The sequence below is a fragment of the Verrucosispora sp. CNZ293 genome (assembly GCF_002754655.1).
Genome location: NZ_PEFR01000001.1, coordinates 538,732 through 556,502, shown reverse-complemented (window position 1 = coordinate 556,502; position 17,771 = coordinate 538,732). Strand labels below are relative to the sequence as shown.

Sequence of the window (17,771 nt, the reverse complement as noted above, 5' to 3'; positions counted from 1 at the left end):
GAGCGGTCACCACGGGTAGTTGGCCTCTGAGTCGAGCGGGCATCCTGAACTGCCGAGGTTCGGATGCGGCGTATCGTCAGTCCTCGTCCTCGTCTTCCGAGTCGGTGGAAAATAGCAGCATGTCGGCGATGAAGCAGGTCACCGCACAGGAGGTGTCGTAGCCGATCCACGTGGGGTAAGCGCCGTCGCCCCAGCCGCTGGACCAGGCGACCATGTCCTCCGAATCGGTCGTGCGGTAGCGCGGCTCGACCAGGCCGTCGAGCGTGCGCCAGACGTCTACCACCCGGTCGGCGGAGTCGGCGTCGACGTAGCAGGCCATGCCGGTGTCGACGCCGAAGCCGAAGAACTGCTGGTAGCCCAGGTCGAGTGGGTCCTGCCCGTCGCGCAGCGCCAGCTCCCATCGCACTGCGGGACGGTCGCTGATGTCGAGGCGAGCGGCGGAGACCCGGCTATGCCCCGGATCATCGACGAAGGTCGCGAGGCCGACGGAGACCGGATACGTGCCGGGCGGCACCGTGACGTCGAAGGGCTTGGCGTCGAGGTCCAACGAGGAAGGATCAGCAGCGATCAGGCGGCCGGAGGGAAGGTGAAGGCGCCCGGCGCTGCGGGTCGACAGGCGAAGCTGCCGGTCGTTGTATTCGACCCGCGCACCGGGGGTGAACAGGAGTTCGATGCCGTGCGGCCGCAGCGGCCGGGGCGGACGCCATGGTGGCCGGGCGGCGATTCGCACCGGAAGCGGATGGTGTACCGCGTTGACGATCTCCACGGGCGCGTCCCCGACGAGACTCAGCAGTTCCCGCCATCGGCGAAAGCGCGGAATCGGCAGGCGGGGCGGCGGCTGTCTCGAGCGGGACTCGTGCCGAGCGCCCAGATCGCCACGCGGCTCGACGACGTGGGTGCGCTCGCCGGAGAGTCGATAGGTGGTGCAGGTCCGCGCCGCGACATGCGGATACTCGTGTTCGCCCACATCCGGCGGGCCGTCCCAGGTAGTGGCCCGGCGCAGGAACAGGTCGCCGCTCCCCGTGCCGCGCAGCTCGTGGCAGGACACCTGCCGGCTGGCCGCGTCGAAGCGCGACACGCGGCAGTACTCGTCGGCCCAGGAGAGGTCCATCACCGCGTGCCGTCGACCGTCGATCAACAGCACGGCCGTGTACGGCTGACCCGCCGCGTCACGGGTCTGCGCCGCAGTCGCGGTCAGCGGATTGACCACGCCGTCGTCCCATCCATCGCAGTACACGACCTCAAGCCTCGCGATCACGCCGTGACCATGCAGACTGTCCCCGGTCGACACCCTCAACCAAGATCAGGTGCACGCTTCTGCCGCTGTCCGCTCAGAAAGGGCTTGGGGACGCCTCGCCATTGGCGAGGCGTCCCCCGGACTCGGCCCGGCTCGAACGGGCTGCCACCCTCTCCTGCAGGATCGCGGGTGCGGTCATCCGGAGCCACCGCACCTTGGGCGAGGACGGGAAGAGCTTAGGGGGCGGCCACGACGCACGCACATGCCGCCGATGGAGCGCGGTCCTGCGCGTTAACGGCGCACGTCCCGGCCATCGGGCATCGGCCGCAGCACCTCCATCGGCGTGCGGCTGGTTCTGGCAGCCAGAGCGGCGATCGCTGTCGCGGGGAGAGCGGTGAGGTTCAACGCGTAGGCAGGCCCGTCGTCGCGCACCGCAGCGTCCGCGATGTTGTTGACGTCGGCGTCCTGGTCGGCGAGATTCGCAGCGACACCGCTGACAGCAGCCCGGAGCGCATTGTCGCCGGCCCGCCGCCGATTTTGCACCACAGCTCGAATATTCCAACCGGGGCGCGGACACTCCCTGCGACGCCCTGCGATATCGGTCGTCAGGCAGTCGTCGTGCACCCCGTCGAGACCAGCCGCTACTCAGGACGAGGACGCTCACTGCTTGACATCTTTGGTCAAGTACTTGACGATAGGTGTCAAGTGAAGGGGGCGGCGTGCGACCGCGTAATGAGGAACTTGTCGGGCAGCTCATCAGGTTGATCGACATTCGGCTGCTCGACCCGCTCGAGATCCTGGTCGACGGCCACCACGCCATCGACTCGCTGCGGACCGTCGTCCATGAGCAGGCGCACTCGTGGGCCACCACGATGGTCAGCGGCGACGATCAGGCAGCTTATGGCGTGATCGTCCGAGCGATCTCGACGCTCTCTCCCAGCGATGGCCCATTCAACCCACCTCTCGACTGGTGGCGCACCCCACTCGGCCAAATCGTCGCGCGAAGGGTTGGCCACCCCACCGCCGAATCGGTGTCGTACGCGGTGGCCGGCGCCATGCTCGGCATCACCCGTCAGGGCGTCCATGACCTGGCCTCCCGCGGCAAGCTCGCCCGCCATGCCGAGGGTGGCGTGCTGTCCGCCGCTGTCCGCGACCGACTACTCCAGGAAGGAACCCGACGTGCCTGACCCCCTCGTCAGCTCCGGCCGCGTGCCGATCGCATACCGCGACTTCGGCGGATCCGGACGCCCGTTGCTGCTTCTGCACGGCGCGGGTGGCAACCTCGTCCAGATGACGACGCTGGCCGAAAAGTTACGGCCGGCACACCGGGTGGTCACCGTCGACCTGCGCGGCCACGGGCGCTCCGGTGACGGCCCGTGGCAATGGGACGATGTGCTGGACGACTTGGCCGCCGTCGCCGACAGCCTCGGTCTCGACCGTCCCGCAGTGGTCGGCGTCTCCCTCGGTGGGATTCTGGCCGCGCTCTGGGCACAGCGCCAGCCGGAGTGCCCCGGCGCCGTCAGCCTGGATGGCAATCCAACGCTGAGCCGCCCGGAGCAACTCGCCGGGATGGACCCAGGCCAGGCGGCGACGGAACTCGCCAAGCTGCGTGCCGCCTTCGACGGAATGGCCGCGATGCTGGCCGAGCCGCTCACCGCCGAACAGTTGACCGCTGCCCTGGCGGGGCAGCAAGCGATGGCCCAACGGTACGGTGCCGATCCGGATGACTGGGTGGCGGCCTTCGAACGTAACCTCGTGCCGTGCGACGACGGCAGTAGCCGGCTACGACCCGGACCGGAGTTGACCGGGCAGATGCGGGAGGCGATGGGAACGCTCGACCTGGTCCCCGCCTACCGGGATACCCGGTGCCCCCTGCTTCTCGTCCTCGCCACCGAGGACCTCCCCGAGCAAGGACCGTTCCACGAGCTGTACGCCACCTACCGCCGGGCCACCACCGAACGCCTCGCCACTGTGGGCAATCCGTACCTGCGGGTACTGCATCTGGCCGGCGCTAGCCACGCGATGGTCGCCGAACGCCCATCAGAACTCGCCGCCCTCATCACCGACTTCCTCAGCGAGGTAGCTCACCACTGAGCCGAACCGAAGGCGGTGGTGGGGACACGGTGCGGCCAGGACGCTCCGTACAGCCCAGCCCCCACCAACCGTGGAGTGCTCCTCGTAACTCAAGGCCAGCGCCTGAACAGCAAGATGCCCAAGCTTTCGGAGTACCAGCAGACGGCCGCCCGCCTGTAGGGGCCCGGCCATGGACCGGGTCGCCGTGCCACACCGAGGCACTTCGTCGGTGCCGGCGGTGCGCAGGGATTTCGTCGAACCCGGGGGCGAAGTCGTGCCGAGCGAACCCGGCTGACTCGACACTCGAAAGTGCAAGGTCTCCAAGAAGTACCATGCGGGCCGGCCTTCCCGGACAGTCCCGGACGCTGCGGCTCGGCCAGTCGACATTGGATGCCGTTAAAGGCGGCGGCGTGTCAAACACTTGCGCGTCCGCTTGACCGACGTTCTGCATCTCGGCCGGCGGTTGCGCCACCTCGGCTGATCCCGCCTCACGAACACAGTGAAAAGTGCGCACATCTAGCCGCAGACCGGGCGTCACGGAACGCAGCCGCTGCTCATGGGCAGGCGCGAGGACACGCCTGAGAAGGGTGCGTCCATCGTTCAGTGTTGGTGTGGTCAGTGCGTTCGTTGCGCCACGAACACGTACTCCCGCCCAGGGCGGTCTGGGGCCTCGCGGACGTCGATGGTGGTGAAACCGTTGGTCACCAGGGTCTCCTCAACGTCTGTTCGACTGCGGAACCTGAGGGTGGAGTCCGACTCCACCGAGAAGCCGTCAGAGGCGAAGGTGTACGTGTACCGGAAGGAGACATATGGCAGCGCCACCCTGGTGACTTCCATGCGCCGTTGGACCTCACCGATGCCAGGAAGGTTTCGGGTGACGGGGTCAGTGTCAACGACCCATTCCTCCCAGGCGCGGCGCTGCGGGCGTCTCGTCTCGAACACGAGGTGGCCGCCGTCGCGTAGCGCGCCATGGATGCCCTGGAGTGTCGCGCTCCAGTCATCGTCGTCAAGGAAGACTTGAGCCACGCTGCCGGTCATCAGCGCGATGTCAGCTGACAGCGCGGGGAGCGTCGTGGCATCCCCGTGGAGCCAGGTGACCGATGCGGCGCCGGGTTTGGATACCGCCACGTCGAGGGAGGCAACGGCGGGATCAACGCCGGTCACATGTCGTCCGCTTCTTGCCAGCAGGATGGCCAGGGATCCGGTACCGCATCCGATGTCGAGCACGTGTCGGGCGTCGAACTCGTCGACGATGCGAAGATATGCGTCGAGGTCCGCGCGGTCGCCATCGAACGCATCGTAGACAGGCGCGAGGCGCGGGTGGGCAAAGATCGCGTCGGGCATGGCACAGAACCGTAGCGATACGGAATGTCCGCGACCGGCAATAACCGACGCGGTTGCGATACCGCTCATGCCGCACCGAACGCGGCGGCCTGGTGTACTGCGTTACCGCTTCTGTGCTCGGTACTCGCGGAGCAGCGCCGTGATCTTGGCGTAGTCACGGGCGCCGCCGTTCAGCTCATTGAGCAACTCGTCTGGGCAGAGCTCATAAAGGTCGCCCCACCACCGGCAGGCCCGGTTGTCCCAGATCCGGTAGCCGCCGTCAACGCCCCTCGCCACGTACCTTCGCCTCGCCACCGGTGGCAAGGTAGCAATGTCGTTACCCGACTGCATGCGGATTGCGGCCACCCAGTTCGGCACGCTCATCTAGCCGCAGGTCGCGCGCTGGTCCGGGGACCGGTGCCGGGAGTCAGTAACAGTGGCACACTTCGCTCGTGAACGCGACGGAGGCAGTCGGCCGGCTCTCGGAGATCCTGGAATCTCTCGCGGCACAGGGCTTCGACACCCGACCGCTCGTGGTCGATTCGCCGGCTTCACCGAGCGAGGTCGAAGCGGTAGAAGACCAACTGGGGTGCAGGCTACCGATGTCGTTGCGGCACTGCCTGACGACCGTCGCCAGCCGCGTGGAACTCGCCTGGTTCGCACCGCCCGAGCACACCTTCCCTGATCCATTCCACGAGATCTTCTCCGGAAACCTATGTTGGTCACTCAACGGCCTGCCTGAGTTGATGACGGCAGTTCGAGGGTGGGCTGACAACGTGTTCCCGGATCCGAGTGACCCCTACGACAGGGTCTGGCATCACAAGCTGCCATTCATGGAGGTCGGCAACGGCGACTATCTGGCGCTGGACTTGAACGAGGACGCGTACGGGCGCGTCGTCTATCTCAGCCACGACGATGGTGAAGGCCACGGCCGGACGATGGCTTCCTCCTTCGAGGAGTTGCTCGTTCGCTGGATCCCTCTGGCCTGTCCGGGTGCCGAAGACTGGCAGTGGCTGCCGTTCTGCCCACGATCAGACGGGGGCCTTGACCCCTCGTCTGCGAGAGCCCACGAGTGGACTGCGCTTGTCCAACTCAAAGAACGGCCCGTCCGCAGTCCAGGAAGTGTGAACGTCCGGATGTCTGCCGCCGATCGTGCGCGGCGCTTAGCCGGGGCCTTCATGCGTCGTGATCGGCCGTGCTGTCCGATGTTCGGAAGTAGCGGCCGGCCGTGCTACCGGCCCAGCCTGCTACGAGATCAACTCGGTGAGTTCGGCGACGAGATGCCGCATGTCCTCGCCGCTGTCGAGGGTCACCACGACGGATGCCTCCCACGCTCCCGGTTCGTAGCCCCGGGGACCTCGGATGACGAAACGGAGATTGACATGACCGCGTCCGTCGTGCGCCGCGTCGATGCGGAGGTCATGTTCGAGTGACTGCCAGCTACGCACGCCATCCCAGCCGTCGAACGACTCGGCCAGAGAGTCCGTCCAGGCCACGATCCCATCACCGGCGAGCGTCCGGACCGAGGTCGCAGCGTTAACGCCGGCATCGTCCAGCTCACATCGAAGGTCGAGCACCAGGTCACCCGACGGTCTCTGGGGACAACGCAGGCGTACGGACCCTCGGCCCGGTTCGGCCGTGAGCTCGATGCCATCATCCAACTGCTTGAGCACGAGGCAGAGCATGCCAGTGATGCGAGCCGACCTCGCACTGATTTCCAATCCACGGATGCTCAGCCGGTTCACTCTTCTGCCGCAGATGGCGCGCGGCCGGCGCCGGCCCGGCGGGAGACGTTTGGCCTGATCAGGAGCTTGACCGCCAGTTAGCGGCCGGCGTGTCTCATCACAGTCCTGCCATCTCCGCACCGGACCGGACCTCGCGTCCCCACGGTGAGGAGAGAACGCATGTCCATGCTGGCAGAACTGGTCGAGGTCGTCATCGGCGTCGACACCCACAAAGACACCCACACCGCCGCGCTGCTCGACGCCCGCACCGGCGGGGTCCTCGCCAGGGCTACGGTGAGCACCGACCCGGACGGCTATTGCTCCGTGGCACCACGATTTGGGTTGGCGGCAGCCATGGGGTCGCACTGACCTCGCCGATCGATTCGTCGGGTTGACTCTGCCCTACGGTTGGGACGGCACCAGCGCGCTGCCGTTTCTGGCCGGTGTGTACGGGCTCGACTCGTATGACCCGCAATCGGAACAGTTGCTGACGGCGCGGTCGCTGTCGCGGGACGGCACGGTCCGGGGCGAGGTTGTGGCGCAGGTCGAGTGATGGGTGGCCGAGGAACACGTCGTGCAGCTGCTCCGGCAGATCAGCTCCTACATCGGCTACGCGTATGACGACCTGGACGAAGCAGCACTGACCGGTGCGCTCGATGACACGAACGACGAAGCGGCCGACGGCTGGTTCGAGTACCCGCTGGCAGGCACGCCCCCGCTGGTCATCCGGCTGGCGCAGCCACCGGGTAGTGCAGTGGTCAGTGTCCGCGTCGAAGGCACCATGGATCTGGTCCTGGCCACCCGGATAGAGACTCTGCTGGACCTGCTGTAACGACTCGCGGAGCAACAAGCAGTACATGTCCGGATCTGCTGCCGTCGGGGTGTTCAGTGGGGAAATGCGCGGGGGATACGCGCGCTGAGGAGTTCGTCGCGGAACGTTTGGATGCGCGTGATGACCTGTCGCCTGCCGACGGTGTTCTCGATGCGGTCGAGGTACAGGCATCGGGCGGCGAGTTTGTCGAGGCTGACGGTGAAGTAGATCGCCATCAGCGGGTTCACGAACAGGTCGCCGCCGCCGGTGCGCCGGGTGAACCGGACGTCTCCGAACGCGCCGCTGGTAGCGGCGGCGATCTGTCCTTGGACGATGCTGGGCCGGTCCGGGGTGGCGGCCTGGGCGTCGGCGACAGCATCGCGGTACAGCGCCGCCTCCCGGCTCGATCCGGGGATGGACAGGGCACCGAGGTAGCCGCCGTCACGGTCGAGTGCGGCGAGGTTCTCCAGCACCTGAACGTGGTTGACGCCGTCGTAGGCGTCGATACCGAAACCGAGACTGGTCACCAGCTTGACCGGCACGTCCAGCGCGGCGACGGCGGCCAGACTGGTGATGTCCTCCACCGGGGTGCCGAGATCGCCCTCGTCGCCGCGCAGCAGGACATCGGTGCCGCCGTCGACGAGCACGACCGCATCGATGTTGAGGTGTTCGACCAGGTAACGGTACGCCGCCCGCAACGGCTGGACACCGAGCGGCGCAAAGGCGTACACGGTCGACGGCAGTTCCTGAGCCGCCAGCCACCGGGCGAGCGTCCGTTCGGGGAAGTACCAGTCCGGGCTGGTGGTGTCCGGCTGCACTGCCGCGACGTGCTCCGCTACCCACGCGTCACGATCGATCAACTCCAGCTGGGAGAAGGACAGGTTGGCCAGGTGCACCTGCGCGCCGCGGCTCCACAGAGCGAACGCCAAGGGCAGGCCGGCGTACACGTCGAACCCGCCGCCCGCTCCGGCGATGAGGATGCTCCGCGCCGGAGCCAGGGCAGCAAACAGCGGCGGAACGGCCAACGAGAACGCACCCGGGTCGGCCGGCAGCACAGCAGGGTTCATCACCGCTCAATGATCAACCAAGCCCCTGCTGTCCAAGCCACGCGGCCCCACCGCGACGAGCAACAGCGAACGGGTGCACGCACATGCCGCCATCCGCGTTCAGCGATCAGCGCGGTCGCTGCGGGTAGCTGGGTCGGGCGGAGCGGGCATCCCGAGCTGTCCCCTTCTAAATCTTTCTGGTGGTCGGTCACCTTCGATCGCTATCGCCCCGGCCCTCGGCGGCGGCCAGCAGCCGGGGGTCATCGTGTTTGCGATGATCTCGGCATGTTGCAGAGGTGGTCGACGCTTCGGGAGATCGAGGAAGCGCTGCTGCGATGTGAGCAGGGTCTGGGCTGGGAGAGGCCGGTGCTGCATGGCGTCGGCTTCATTCCTCGCGTCATCGAGCACAGCCTGGACGGGACGATCGCCTCCGTGGTTCTGGAGCGGGAGATCGGGTTCGTGCGGGTCAACGTGCGTGAGGACGTGCTATCGGCTGCAGTGCTGGCCACGGTCACGGGTTGGCGTGGTGGCAGCGGTTCGGTGCGGCTGGGGCAGGCGCAGCTTGCGGAGGCGATCGGGATGTTGGCGCCGGCTGAGGCATGCCGGGAGGTCGAGCATCCGAACCTGCGGATCTGGCGTGAGATCCAGGGCTGGGAGTGGGACGACGATCCGCTGATTGTGGTCTTCGACGCCGACCCGGATGCACCGAGCGACGATCCCTATGTGATCGCGTTGCGGGAGGTCTTCCTGTCGGGCCGGCAGTTGGTGCCCTCCGGCGAGGTACGAGTGTGGCCCCCACCAGGCGCTGACGGGCATCGTCTGCAGGAGCTCTGGGAGACCCGTTGGCCGCAGGTCGCACCCATCAGCCATCACCTCAAGCGGCTGGATGACCACTGGGTGCGATTCCATAGCCTGCCTGATTCAAAGCGCTACGCCGACAGCGAGTCCGAGTACGCCACCATCCTGCACCGGCACAACACCATTCTCGATGAACTTCGCGGCGATACCACTGACCTGCTCGTGATCACGCTGGAAGTAGCGTTCACGCCAGTGCCCCGACGTCGAACGCCCATCTTGCACGATCTGCTACCGGACGGTGAATGCTGGTCGGTGCTGTCCTGGTCAGACCTCGATCCCGAACTCGCCTTCGCCCACACCTACGTCAACCACGTCGCCTGGAAACCCGGTCGCCTCGATCGACTGCTTCGTGAAGTCGCTGACGACCGGATTGCTTATGTGATCATCGCGCCGCCTGATCTGGCATGGCTCTACGCGCCCTACGACGGTGGCGCGGACGCGCTGCTGACGGACACCGCACAACGCGATGTCCTACGTGACCGGCATCGCGAATGGCTGTCAAGCCATCCCGCCGGACTCTGATCCCCACCAGCCGCTCGGCCACCCATCGGACGTACTGTCATGCCGCGAAAGCACTCGTCACTGAAGGCGGCGGTGTGCGCCGGCCGCTGGTATCCACGTCCATGAACACGTTGTTTATCAGCCCATCCAGCAAGAGCCAGTCGATCAGGTGCCCCGCGACGCCTCAGACGAGCCGGGCCCGGGCATCAGGACCACCACCCCAGTTTCGGATGACCGCCGCGCCGCGTAGCCATCGAGGTTCTTGTCGATCTCACGCCAGCGGGCCCACAGCCGCGACCGTTCGTCGCCGGTCGCAGCACGCCCGCGCACCGGCCGCGGCCCGTCGACCAGGTCGACGGTCGCGTCCGGGTGCGCCTGCAGATTGAGCCACCAGGCCGGTTCGGGATCTCCCCAGCCGTTCATGGCCAGCGAGACCAGATTCGCGCCGTCCTCGAAGTACCCGAGGATCACGCTGCGCTGCTGGCCGGTGCGACGTCCGACGGTGGTCAGGCGCAGCATTCCGTACCGGTTGCCGCGTGGACGCGACAGTCCGACCCGGCCGCCGGATCGCCGGAACACACCCCGGTGAGCCGACCAGAACAGCCGAATGAACCAACGGCGCGGCAACCACGGCTTCTTCGCAGGGCCCAGGTCCGACTCGGTCACTCGCCCATCGTATTGGCCGCTGTCACGCGCGAACGGCAGCCAGCGGCAGGCCGGTGGCGCCGAACGCTCTGACGACAGCCGGCCTGCCCACCCGATCAAGTCAACGCCCGCTCATAGCCGCGATCCGAGCGCATCGACTCTGGCCTACTTGATAGCCCAGCGTGAGCTGCGGAGGGAGGCCAGTGGGGCGTCCGCAGTCGCCGACGGAGCCGCGGTGGCGGACATCCCGGCCTGTGTACCTCGGGCGTACCTGGCTTCGCACGGGAACGCGTACACCGACACCAGTTGTTGGTGCTGCGCAACGTGCCGGAGGCCGGCGAGCTACGTCGGCCGTTTGTCCGTTCGGGGTGATGTGGGGTGCAGCAGGCGGCGGGCCAGTCGGTGGGTTTCCTCGGACGGTTCTTCGTCGATTGTCTGGAGCGCCTGGGTGAGTGCGGTGAGTCGCGTTCGCACGGCTGCGGTGTCGCCGGTCTGGCTGTGGGCGGTCATCGCGAGGCGGGCGATTTCCTCGTTGATGGGGTCGATGGTGCATGCCGTGTCGAGGAGGTCGCGGGCGCGGGCGGGATCTGTGTCGGCGACCAGGACGGCGAGGCGGGCGTGGATGTTGACGCCGACTTGTCGGCAGGTGTGTTGCGGGCCGTCGGACCATTCGTAGTCGTGGTGGAGTAGGCCGCCCCAGTTGCTGACGGCTTCTTCGAGTGCTTCCCGTTGGGCTTGTCGGTCGGTGGTGCGTCCGGCGCGGCTGGTGGCGTCGAGGACTCGCCACCAGTCGATGTCGAGGAGGTTGGGGTCGAGGTAGTAGCGGCCGCCGGGGTTGACCACCGGTTTGAAGGTGTGGGTGTTGTCGCCTGGGTTGAGTCCGGCGGCGGTGGTGAGCCGGTTGCGGAGGTTGGCGACGTTGGTGGAGAGGCGGTCGCGGGCGCGGCGGGGTGTGGCGTCTGGGGTCATGGCGACTTCGATGTCGGGGATGTCGGCGCCGTCGCGGTGGACCGCGAGGTAGGTGAGCAGTTCGTAGCTGGCCCGTCGGACGCCCGTTACCGGGGTTCCGTCGGCGCCGATGATCGCGGGGTTGCCGAGGATCCGGACGCGGACCTTCGCCTGCGTGCGGTTCGCCGCGGGTGTTGGCGGCGCGGGGCTGTCGGTTGGCGGCTGGTGGGCAATGTCCGCCTGGTTGGTGCAGGTTTCAGCGGTGACGGGCGCTGCGAGGTCGGTGGTGGCTCCCGGGTCTGCCGCAGGGGCGGTCTGCTCGTGTTGCGAATTCGATGAGGGTGGTGGGTTGGCGGGGTCGCCGGTGTGTGCCTCTGTGAGGACGGTGAGCAGTTGCAGGGTGGTGTCGCTGTCCAGGACGGCCAGTTTGGGTCCGGGTTCGGCGTCGTTGTCTGTGGTGGTGCCGTCCGGGGCGACGGTGAGGGTCATGCCGGGGGGCCAGTCGCCGGCGATGAGGGCGGTGATGCCGAGGGGGTGGCCGAGGTGCAGGGCGGTGCAGAGACGGGCTCGGATCGCAGTGTCTGGTAGGTCGGTGATCAGGATGATCGGTGGGAGCGGTTCGTGGTGCGGGTCGGCTTGGTGGAGGTCGTCGAGGTTGGTGACGTCAGCGTCGGTGACAGCGCGGGTGCGATGGATGATCTGGGCCTCGAGGTGGGCGAGAGCCTGGTCCAGGCCGGCGGCGACGTGGAGGCGGGGGATGACGCCGACGAGGTCGGTGATGGCGTTGCCGCCGAGCAGGTCGGCCAGCGCGGGGGCGGGGATGACGATGTGGCCGCGGGCGTCGGGGTCGTCGGGGCTTCCGGAGGACAGGGTGGCGACGAGCATCGCGCGGATCGCGTCTGGTCCGCCTGCTCCGGTGAGCCCGAGTCCGTCGGCGGGATGCTGTGGCAGGCCGGCGAGTTGCGGGCCTGACGGGCCGGTCGGGGTTGGTGTCGGTGGTGTGCCTTCGGCGATGTCGCGGACGGTGGGCTGCGGGGCGGGTGGGGTGACCAGGTCGGCTGCCTGCTCGCGGGCGGCTCGGCGCAGCCGGCTGATGACGGCGGGCAGCGGTTGCAGGGTCGGATCGTGGGCCGGGTCGGGATCGGTGATGGGGTTGTAGCGGCTGCGGCGTCGCAGCCAGACCACGGATGCTGCGGCGGCCAGCGCCGCTGCCAGTCCGATGGGTACCCAACCTCCGGGAAGGCTGACCCCGTGGGTGTCGTCGCTCGGCCGGTCCTCGGACGGTGGGGATGCGGTCGGTGTGGTGCTGCTCGGGGCAGGTGTGCTCGTCAGGGAGGTCGCAGCGGCAGACGGCGTGGTGGCCGGCGGACGTTCGACCACGGAGTCGGGGTCGGGGTTGGCCGGCGTTGATGGCGCTGTCGTGGGCTGCGGGGCGGGTGGCGCGGTGTCTGGTGTGGCGGTGGAGGCGGGTGGTGGGGTCGCTGTGGGTGTCTGGTTCGGTGTGGGTGGCGGGGTGGGTGCTGGCGGGGTTTGCGGTTGTGCGGTGGTCGGTGGTGTGGCGTCATCGGGTAGGTGCAGCGTCCAGCCGGGGTAGATGAGGTTGGGGTTGGTGAGCGTGCCACCGACATCGCGGAAGTGGGTGCCTCGGTTGAGGGCGAAGATTTCGGGCCACCTGTTGGGGTCGCCGAGCCACTCTTTGGCGATCTTTGAGAGGCTGTCTCCGCGTTCCACTATGCAGGTGTAGGTCTGCCCGGACGCTGTTCTGTCCCGGTGGCTGTCCGTCTGCCGCGTCGCCGCCGGTGCTCCGCTCGCCGCGTGGACAGCGCTGGCGGAGATGGACGTGCCGCGTCGAGCAGCGTTCTCCTGACCACCAGTGTTGTCACCGGCACTGTGGCCGGTGTTCGCTGGTGATGTCCCGCCCGCGCCGAGGCGGTCCGAGGTGGACAGGTCGGCGTCGTTCCGCGGGGCGAGGGAGTCCTCACCTGGCGGGCTGTCGGGCGTCGTGTCGGTCGTGGCGGTGGTGTGCGCGGCGGCGGGTAGCGCGGTGGAGGTGACGGCGGTGGCGCCGAGGAGCGCGGCCGCGAGGCCCTGCATCGGTCCCGGCATGCGCAGCGCGATCCGCCATCGCAGCCGAGCCGTGAGGGCCGTGTGTACGCGGCGGGCGATGGCGGTGGCGAGCATGGCCCAGAGCAGCCAGGCGCTGGTCTGCAGCATTGTGGTGAGGAACCCGGTGGTCAGGGGCTGTTGCAGCCACGCCCGCAGCTGGCTGTCAGATGGCATCGTGGGCGTTGGCCAGCCTGCCAGATACAGCAGCACGAGTGGCGCCGCCGCGAGCACGACCGCGGCGACCCCCGCTGTCGAGACCGGTGGTTTCACGCTGCCCTCCCCTGCGTCGTTCATCCGGGGCGACCGATGCGGTCGTGACACCGAACGTAGGAGAAAGGCGGGCGGTTGAGGCCGGGTGCGGGTCTAACAGCACCTCACACCGTCTAACACGACCTTACAACCGCAGGTCAGACCCGGTGCCGCCCATATTGGCCTCGCCGCTGAGGGCCGGTCGCGGTTGCTGACACCAGGCCCGAGCACCGTGATGCGGCGACCACGCCGGCAGCCGCCCCATCTGCTTTCACCGCGCCCGGTCGATCGGATGAGGCCCGGCCACGTGCCATTCGGGACGGTATTGCGGTGCGGGACCGAGCTGGCGGTCAGGTGCTGCCGCGTATGAGCGTGCCCTCGGCAGTGAGACCGGCGGTGGCGAGTCGCCGCGTGTACCGGTCGGTCAGGTCGGCGGCGGCGATGTGCTCACCCAGGCTGGTGAGGATGCTGGCGGCGCGGTGGTGCAGGTCGGCGTTGTACGGGTCGACGCGGATGCCGTCCTGTAGGTAGGCCAGTGCCTGGCGTGGGTGGGATGCGGCGGCGAGGGCGGCGTAGGCGTCGAGGACGTGGCGGCGGGTGGATTCGCGGTGCGGATCGAGCCATGCCCAGGCGTGTCCGGCGGCGAGGTCGCCGGTGTAGGCGTCGACGACGGCCTGCCAGGCGGTGGAGGGGTCGGTGAGGATGGCGGCGGCGCGGTCGACCGCACGGTGGAAGTGCCACAGGTCGACGTCGACGTGGTCAGGGTGCAGACGGTAGCGGTCGCCCGTGCGGTCGATGATGGGCAGGCCGGTGGTGCGCGCGGCGGTGCGGAGTTCGCTGAGGGTGGTGTAGAGGCGTCCGGTGAGCCGCTGGCCGGGTAGTCCTGGCCAGAGGGCTTCGGCCATGAGATGGCTGTCGACCCCGTCGGGGTGCACGGCGAGGAAGACCAGAGCCTGCCGGGCGGCGGTGCGCCGCACCGTCAGGGCCGTGCCGTCGATGAGCAGTGCCGGTTCACCCAGGACTCGCACCAGCATCCGCTTGTGGGGGTGGATGGTGTCGCGGTGTGGGGCTGTGGGGCGCGGTACCCGTACCTGCGGCTCAGGTTGTGTGGGGGTGTCGGGTGTCGGTGGGTGGAGATGGCCGGTGGCGGTGAGCAGGTCCGTGGTGGCGACGGCATCGAGGACACACACCCGCGGGCCGGCGGTTGCGGTGTCGGAGGGGTGGGTGTGGCCGCCTGCCTCGACGTGCCACGTCGGCGCGTGCGGCCATGCCGTCAGCACGACCGACGTCACCCCGCCGGTGACGAGGCTGCTCGGGGGTGGCTCGTCGAGGATCAGCACCCGCCGGCCACCTTCGGCGCCGTCTGGCAGGGCGGGCGTGACGTCGGCCGGCAGGGTCGTGGCGTGCGCGGCGGTGTCGACGATCCGCAACCCTGCCCCGGGCCGCAGGTGCGGGGCGGCCGGTCCGAGCAGCATGTCCACGGCGCGGCGGGTAATCACCAACTCCACCGTGTTCTGCCGCATGGCAGCGAGGAGCGCGGTGATCAGCAGTCCGCGGGCAGCGTCCCGCGCTCCCGGGCCGGTCAGCCCGACCCCGGCGGGTGGGAATCCGACCGGCGGCAGCGATGCGGCCGGGACGGGCACTGGTGGTGTGGGTCGGCGGCCGGTGGCGGCCTGGATGGCGGCGACGGTGGACGGGAGCGGCGCCAGGTCCTCCGCGTCCTCGGTGTGGCGGTGTGGGCGGGTGGGGCGGTAGGCGCGGCGGCGTCGCAGCCACACCAGCCCGGCCGCGGCGCTCACCTGCTCGGCGACGTCGCGGGGCAGCCACCCGCCCGGCACGGCGACACCGTGGGCGGTGTCGGCCTGTTCGACGATGTCGTGGCCGGTGCCAGTGGTGGTGGTTGTCCCCTCGCGGCTGGCGTCGGGGGTGGGGGTGGTGGGGGTGGCGATGGTCAGGGCGGCGGCGCCGGCCATGCCGGTGGCGGTGGCCTGCCACGGGGTGGGCAGTGGCAGGCGGCGTAGCCACCGCACGCCGGCCCACACACGGGTCGCGGTCGCGGCGGTGACGAGGTAGGCGACGAAGGCCCACAGCAGCCAGGCCAGCCCCACCAGCAGCAGGAGCAGGTTCTGCTCGGTCAGCGGGTCACGGACCCACTGCCACAGCGCCACCCGCGGTGAGTCGACCGACGGCCAGCCCACCATCCGTACCAGCAGGATCGGCGGACCCACCAGCAGGACGGCGGTCAGCAGCAGCGACGCGACGTGCCGCGGCCACCGCATTCTCTCCTCACCCCCTACCGGCGTGCGCACTACGAACGTGATGGGCCGGGTGGGACAAGGTTGCCTCGGGGCTGGGTGGGCGCCGTGTAGAGGATGCGGGTCCACAGGCGAGCCAGCCACCACACCGCGACGGCCACGACGTAGAGGCCAGCCACGGTCCCGGTGTTGTACCGGCCGACCAGGGTCGCGGTGAGGATCGCGAACGGAACCCCCATCACCAGCCGCAACCACCACCCGGACACCAACGCGGTGATCACCCCAACCCCGATCAGCAAACCACCGAGACGACTCCCCAGCCCCAGCCACACCTCCATGCCGGGTGCATAGGTCGCGGGCAGCGACCACTGGACCAGGATCATCCCCACCGTGGCCGTCAGCGTCGACGAGACAGGAAACGCGAGGAACTCCGACCAGCCGCCGCGCGGGGTACGCCACTGGCGGAACGCGATCAGCGCCAGCACCATCGCGACCAGCAGGATCGGCGCGACCGGGACCAAAGTCCACCGCAGGAACGCCCCCAGTTCGGTGCCGATGTACTGGGCACCCACCACCGCGTACATGCCGACGACGGCGACACCGAGCCACGCGGAGGTGAGGATGCCGGTGGCGACCTGCGCGGCCGGTGACAGCGGCACCCCGCTGTCGGTACGCGAGGCCAGCGACGAACCGAGGACGGTGCCGGCGGCGAGGCAGGCGATCACGGCGAACACCGACGCCATCGCCACCTCACCCCAGTTCATGAACGCCCACTCCCGCATGAGCCCGGAATGCCACGTCGGCGTGAACAGCGCGTGCGACACCAACGCCAGCGACGCGAACCCCGGCACCCCGATCGCCACCGCCCGCCACACCGACGGCACCGGCTCCCCCACCGACGCCGTCTGCTCCGTAGTGAGGCCGCCGGCGTCGGCCGCGCCGCGAGCCGCCGCCACCAGCGGATCCGGCACCAGCAGCGGCCGCAACCCGGTCTCCGCAGTCATCACGTCGGCGACCAGCGGCATCTGCGCCGTACCCCCGACGCACCACAGGGCGGCGATCGTGGTCGGGTCGACCTCGGCGGCGTCGACCGCGTTACGCACCAGGCCCGCCGCCCTCACCAGGACCGGACGGGCGGCCTGCTCCACCATCAGATGGTTGAGCACCACCGCCGGCCCTGAGGGCACCGGCACCGCCACCGCCGCATGCCCCACCAGGGCGTGCTTCGCCGTGCGCAGGCTCGCAGCCAACACCCACCCATCCCCCACCGGCACCCCGTCGGGCAGCAGGGCGGCGGTCAACGCGGCGTCGATGGCGTCACCACCGGCATCGGGGTCGGCGAGGGTCGACAGGACCTCGAACCCGGCCGGGCCGCGCCGCAGCACACTCACCTCCACGCCGGCGCCCAGGTCACACACCACCACCACCGATCCCACCGGCAGCTGCACACCCGAGGCCAGGGCGTCCGAGGCCACCGCCACCGGCGCCTCCACCAGGCGTGGCTGCGCCAGCCCGGCGCGGTGGGCGGCCTGCCGCAGCCACGTCCGCCGACGCGGCCCCCACCCCGCCGGCACCACCAGCCGCACATCCTCCACCGGCCCGCCGGCCACCGCCCGGGCCTCATCCGTGACTCGCCGCAGGGTCGCCGCCACCAGGTCCGCGGGTGCGACCTGCATGTCGGCCACGCTCATCTGCTCGTCGGCGGGGCGCCGGGGGCGGGGTATGAACCGCTGTGGATCGGCGGTGGCCGCCTGCCACGCACGCTGCCCCGTCACCACCGACCCATCACCAGTGACGAGCACGGCGCTGGGTAGCGCCGGGTCTCCGTCGAACAGCAGCGGTGACCAGGATCCGTCCGGCCAGGCCAGGACCGCGGTCGTCGTGGCGCTTCCACAATCGATCGCCAGCCGCGCCTGCCCCGCTCGCATACCCGACAGTCAAACATGAGGATCACATTCACGTCATGCCTCAACTACAGCGAGCAGCTAAGCGGGA

The 17,771-nt window shown here is 69.1% G+C and carries 16 protein-coding genes and 1 pseudogene; 7 read left to right on the top strand and 10 right to left on the bottom strand.

Annotation, left to right across the window (positions count from 1 at the left end; genetic code table 11):
• Positions 1–76: 76 nt before the first annotated feature.
• Together CLT74_RS02565 and CLT74_RS02560 are read right to left on the bottom strand one after the other, a co-directional pair.
• Positions 77–1,258: a DUF4241 domain-containing protein gene (locus CLT74_RS02565; protein WP_099845100.1), complete on the bottom strand. Its 1,182-nt coding sequence runs from the start codon at positions 1,256–1,258 to the stop codon at positions 77–79.
• Between the two features lie 270 nt (positions 1,259–1,528).
• Complete coding sequence (locus CLT74_RS02560) at positions 1,529–1,861, bottom strand: hypothetical protein (RefSeq protein ID WP_199172067.1); 333 nt, start codon at positions 1,859–1,861, stop codon at positions 1,529–1,531.
• Between the two features lie 95 nt (positions 1,862–1,956).
• Between CLT74_RS02560 and CLT74_RS02555 the strand changes: the two genes are divergently transcribed.
• Both CLT74_RS02555 and CLT74_RS02550 read left to right on the top strand, forming a co-directional pair.
• The gene (locus tag CLT74_RS02555; RefSeq protein WP_099845099.1) at positions 1,957–2,424 is read left to right on the top strand and encodes a hypothetical protein; all 468 of its coding nucleotides are present in this window, start codon (positions 1,957–1,959) and stop codon (positions 2,422–2,424) included.
• On the top strand, positions 2,417–3,331 hold the full coding sequence (locus CLT74_RS02550) for an alpha/beta fold hydrolase (protein ID WP_486581932.1): 915 nt from the start codon (positions 2,417–2,419) through the stop codon (positions 3,329–3,331). The genes CLT74_RS02555 and CLT74_RS02550 overlap by 8 nt, the downstream gene beginning before the upstream one ends.
• 594 nt (positions 3,332–3,925) lie before the next feature.
• Here CLT74_RS02550 and CLT74_RS02545 read toward each other — a convergent pair.
• Both CLT74_RS02545 and CLT74_RS02540 read right to left on the bottom strand, forming a co-directional pair.
• Positions 3,926–4,654, bottom strand: coding sequence for a class I SAM-dependent methyltransferase (locus CLT74_RS02545; protein WP_099845097.1), 729 nt, complete (start codon positions 4,652–4,654; stop codon positions 3,926–3,928).
• A gap of 102 nt (positions 4,655–4,756) precedes the next feature.
• A complete protein-coding gene (locus tag CLT74_RS02540) occupies positions 4,757–4,948 on the bottom strand; it encodes a hypothetical protein (protein WP_099845096.1) in 192 nt (63 codons plus the stop codon).
• 137 nt (positions 4,949–5,085) lie between these two features.
• Between CLT74_RS02540 and CLT74_RS31085 the strand changes: the two are divergent.
• Positions 5,086–5,586, top strand: a pseudogene (locus tag CLT74_RS31085) (SMI1/KNR4 family protein); the annotation flags it as partial.
• A 294-nt stretch (positions 5,587–5,880) separates the two neighbouring features.
• On the opposite strand, the gene CLT74_RS31080 reads toward CLT74_RS31085, so the two are convergent.
• Positions 5,881–6,318 carry a DUF6228 family protein gene (locus CLT74_RS31080; RefSeq protein WP_486582691.1) on the bottom strand — a complete coding sequence of 146 codons (438 nt, stop codon included), beginning with the start codon at positions 6,316–6,318 and terminating at the stop codon, positions 5,881–5,883.
• A 219-nt stretch (positions 6,319–6,537) separates the two neighbouring features.
• On the opposite strand from CLT74_RS31080, the gene CLT74_RS02530 reads away from it, so the two are divergent.
• From CLT74_RS02530 to CLT74_RS02525, 3 genes are read left to right on the top strand one after another with little or no spacing between them, the layout of a single operon-like run.
• Entirely contained in the window at positions 6,538–6,726 is a 189-nt protein-coding gene (locus CLT74_RS02530; RefSeq protein ID WP_199172066.1) for a hypothetical protein, read from the top strand.
• 22 nt (positions 6,727–6,748) lie between these two features.
• A complete protein-coding gene (locus CLT74_RS30365; protein ID WP_158240183.1) occupies positions 6,749–6,910 on the top strand; it encodes a hypothetical protein in 162 nt (53 codons plus the stop codon).
• A gap of 21 nt (positions 6,911–6,931) precedes the next feature.
• Positions 6,932–7,189, top strand: coding sequence for a hypothetical protein (locus CLT74_RS02525; RefSeq protein WP_143697027.1), 258 nt, complete (start codon positions 6,932–6,934; stop codon positions 7,187–7,189).
• A 53-nt stretch (positions 7,190–7,242) separates the two neighbouring features.
• Here CLT74_RS02525 and CLT74_RS02520 read toward each other — a convergent pair whose 3' ends face one another.
• Positions 7,243–8,235, bottom strand: coding sequence for a DUF1152 domain-containing protein (locus CLT74_RS02520; RefSeq protein WP_099845093.1), 993 nt, complete (start codon positions 8,233–8,235; stop codon positions 7,243–7,245).
• Between the two features lie 264 nt (positions 8,236–8,499).
• Between CLT74_RS02520 and CLT74_RS31075 the strand changes: the two genes are divergently transcribed.
• A complete protein-coding gene (locus CLT74_RS31075; RefSeq protein ID WP_486581931.1) occupies positions 8,500–9,594 on the top strand; it encodes a DUF3885 domain-containing protein in 1,095 nt (364 codons plus the stop codon).
• Between the two features lie 144 nt (positions 9,595–9,738).
• Here CLT74_RS31075 and CLT74_RS02510 read toward each other — a convergent pair whose 3' ends face one another.
• The 4 genes from CLT74_RS02510 to CLT74_RS02495 all read right to left on the bottom strand — a co-directional run bounded on the left by CLT74_RS02510 (position 9,739) and on the right by CLT74_RS02495 (position 17,704).
• Positions 9,739–10,152 carry a nitroreductase/quinone reductase family protein gene (locus CLT74_RS02510; protein WP_486582690.1) on the bottom strand — a complete coding sequence of 138 codons (414 nt, stop codon included), beginning with the start codon at positions 10,150–10,152 and terminating at the stop codon, positions 9,739–9,741.
• A 408-nt stretch (positions 10,153–10,560) separates the two neighbouring features.
• A complete protein-coding gene (locus tag CLT74_RS02505) occupies positions 10,561–13,542 on the bottom strand; it encodes a BTAD domain-containing putative transcriptional regulator (RefSeq protein WP_143697026.1) in 2,982 nt (993 codons plus the stop codon).
• 329 nt (positions 13,543–13,871) lie between these two features.
• Positions 13,872–15,800 carry a hypothetical protein gene (locus tag CLT74_RS02500; protein ID WP_143697025.1) on the bottom strand — a complete coding sequence of 643 codons (1,929 nt, stop codon included), beginning with the start codon at positions 15,798–15,800 and terminating at the stop codon, positions 13,872–13,874.
• A gap of 29 nt (positions 15,801–15,829) precedes the next feature.
• A complete protein-coding gene (locus CLT74_RS02495) occupies positions 15,830–17,704 on the bottom strand; it encodes an Hsp70 family protein (protein WP_099845090.1) in 1,875 nt (624 codons plus the stop codon).
• Positions 17,705–17,771 lie beyond the last annotated feature (67 nt).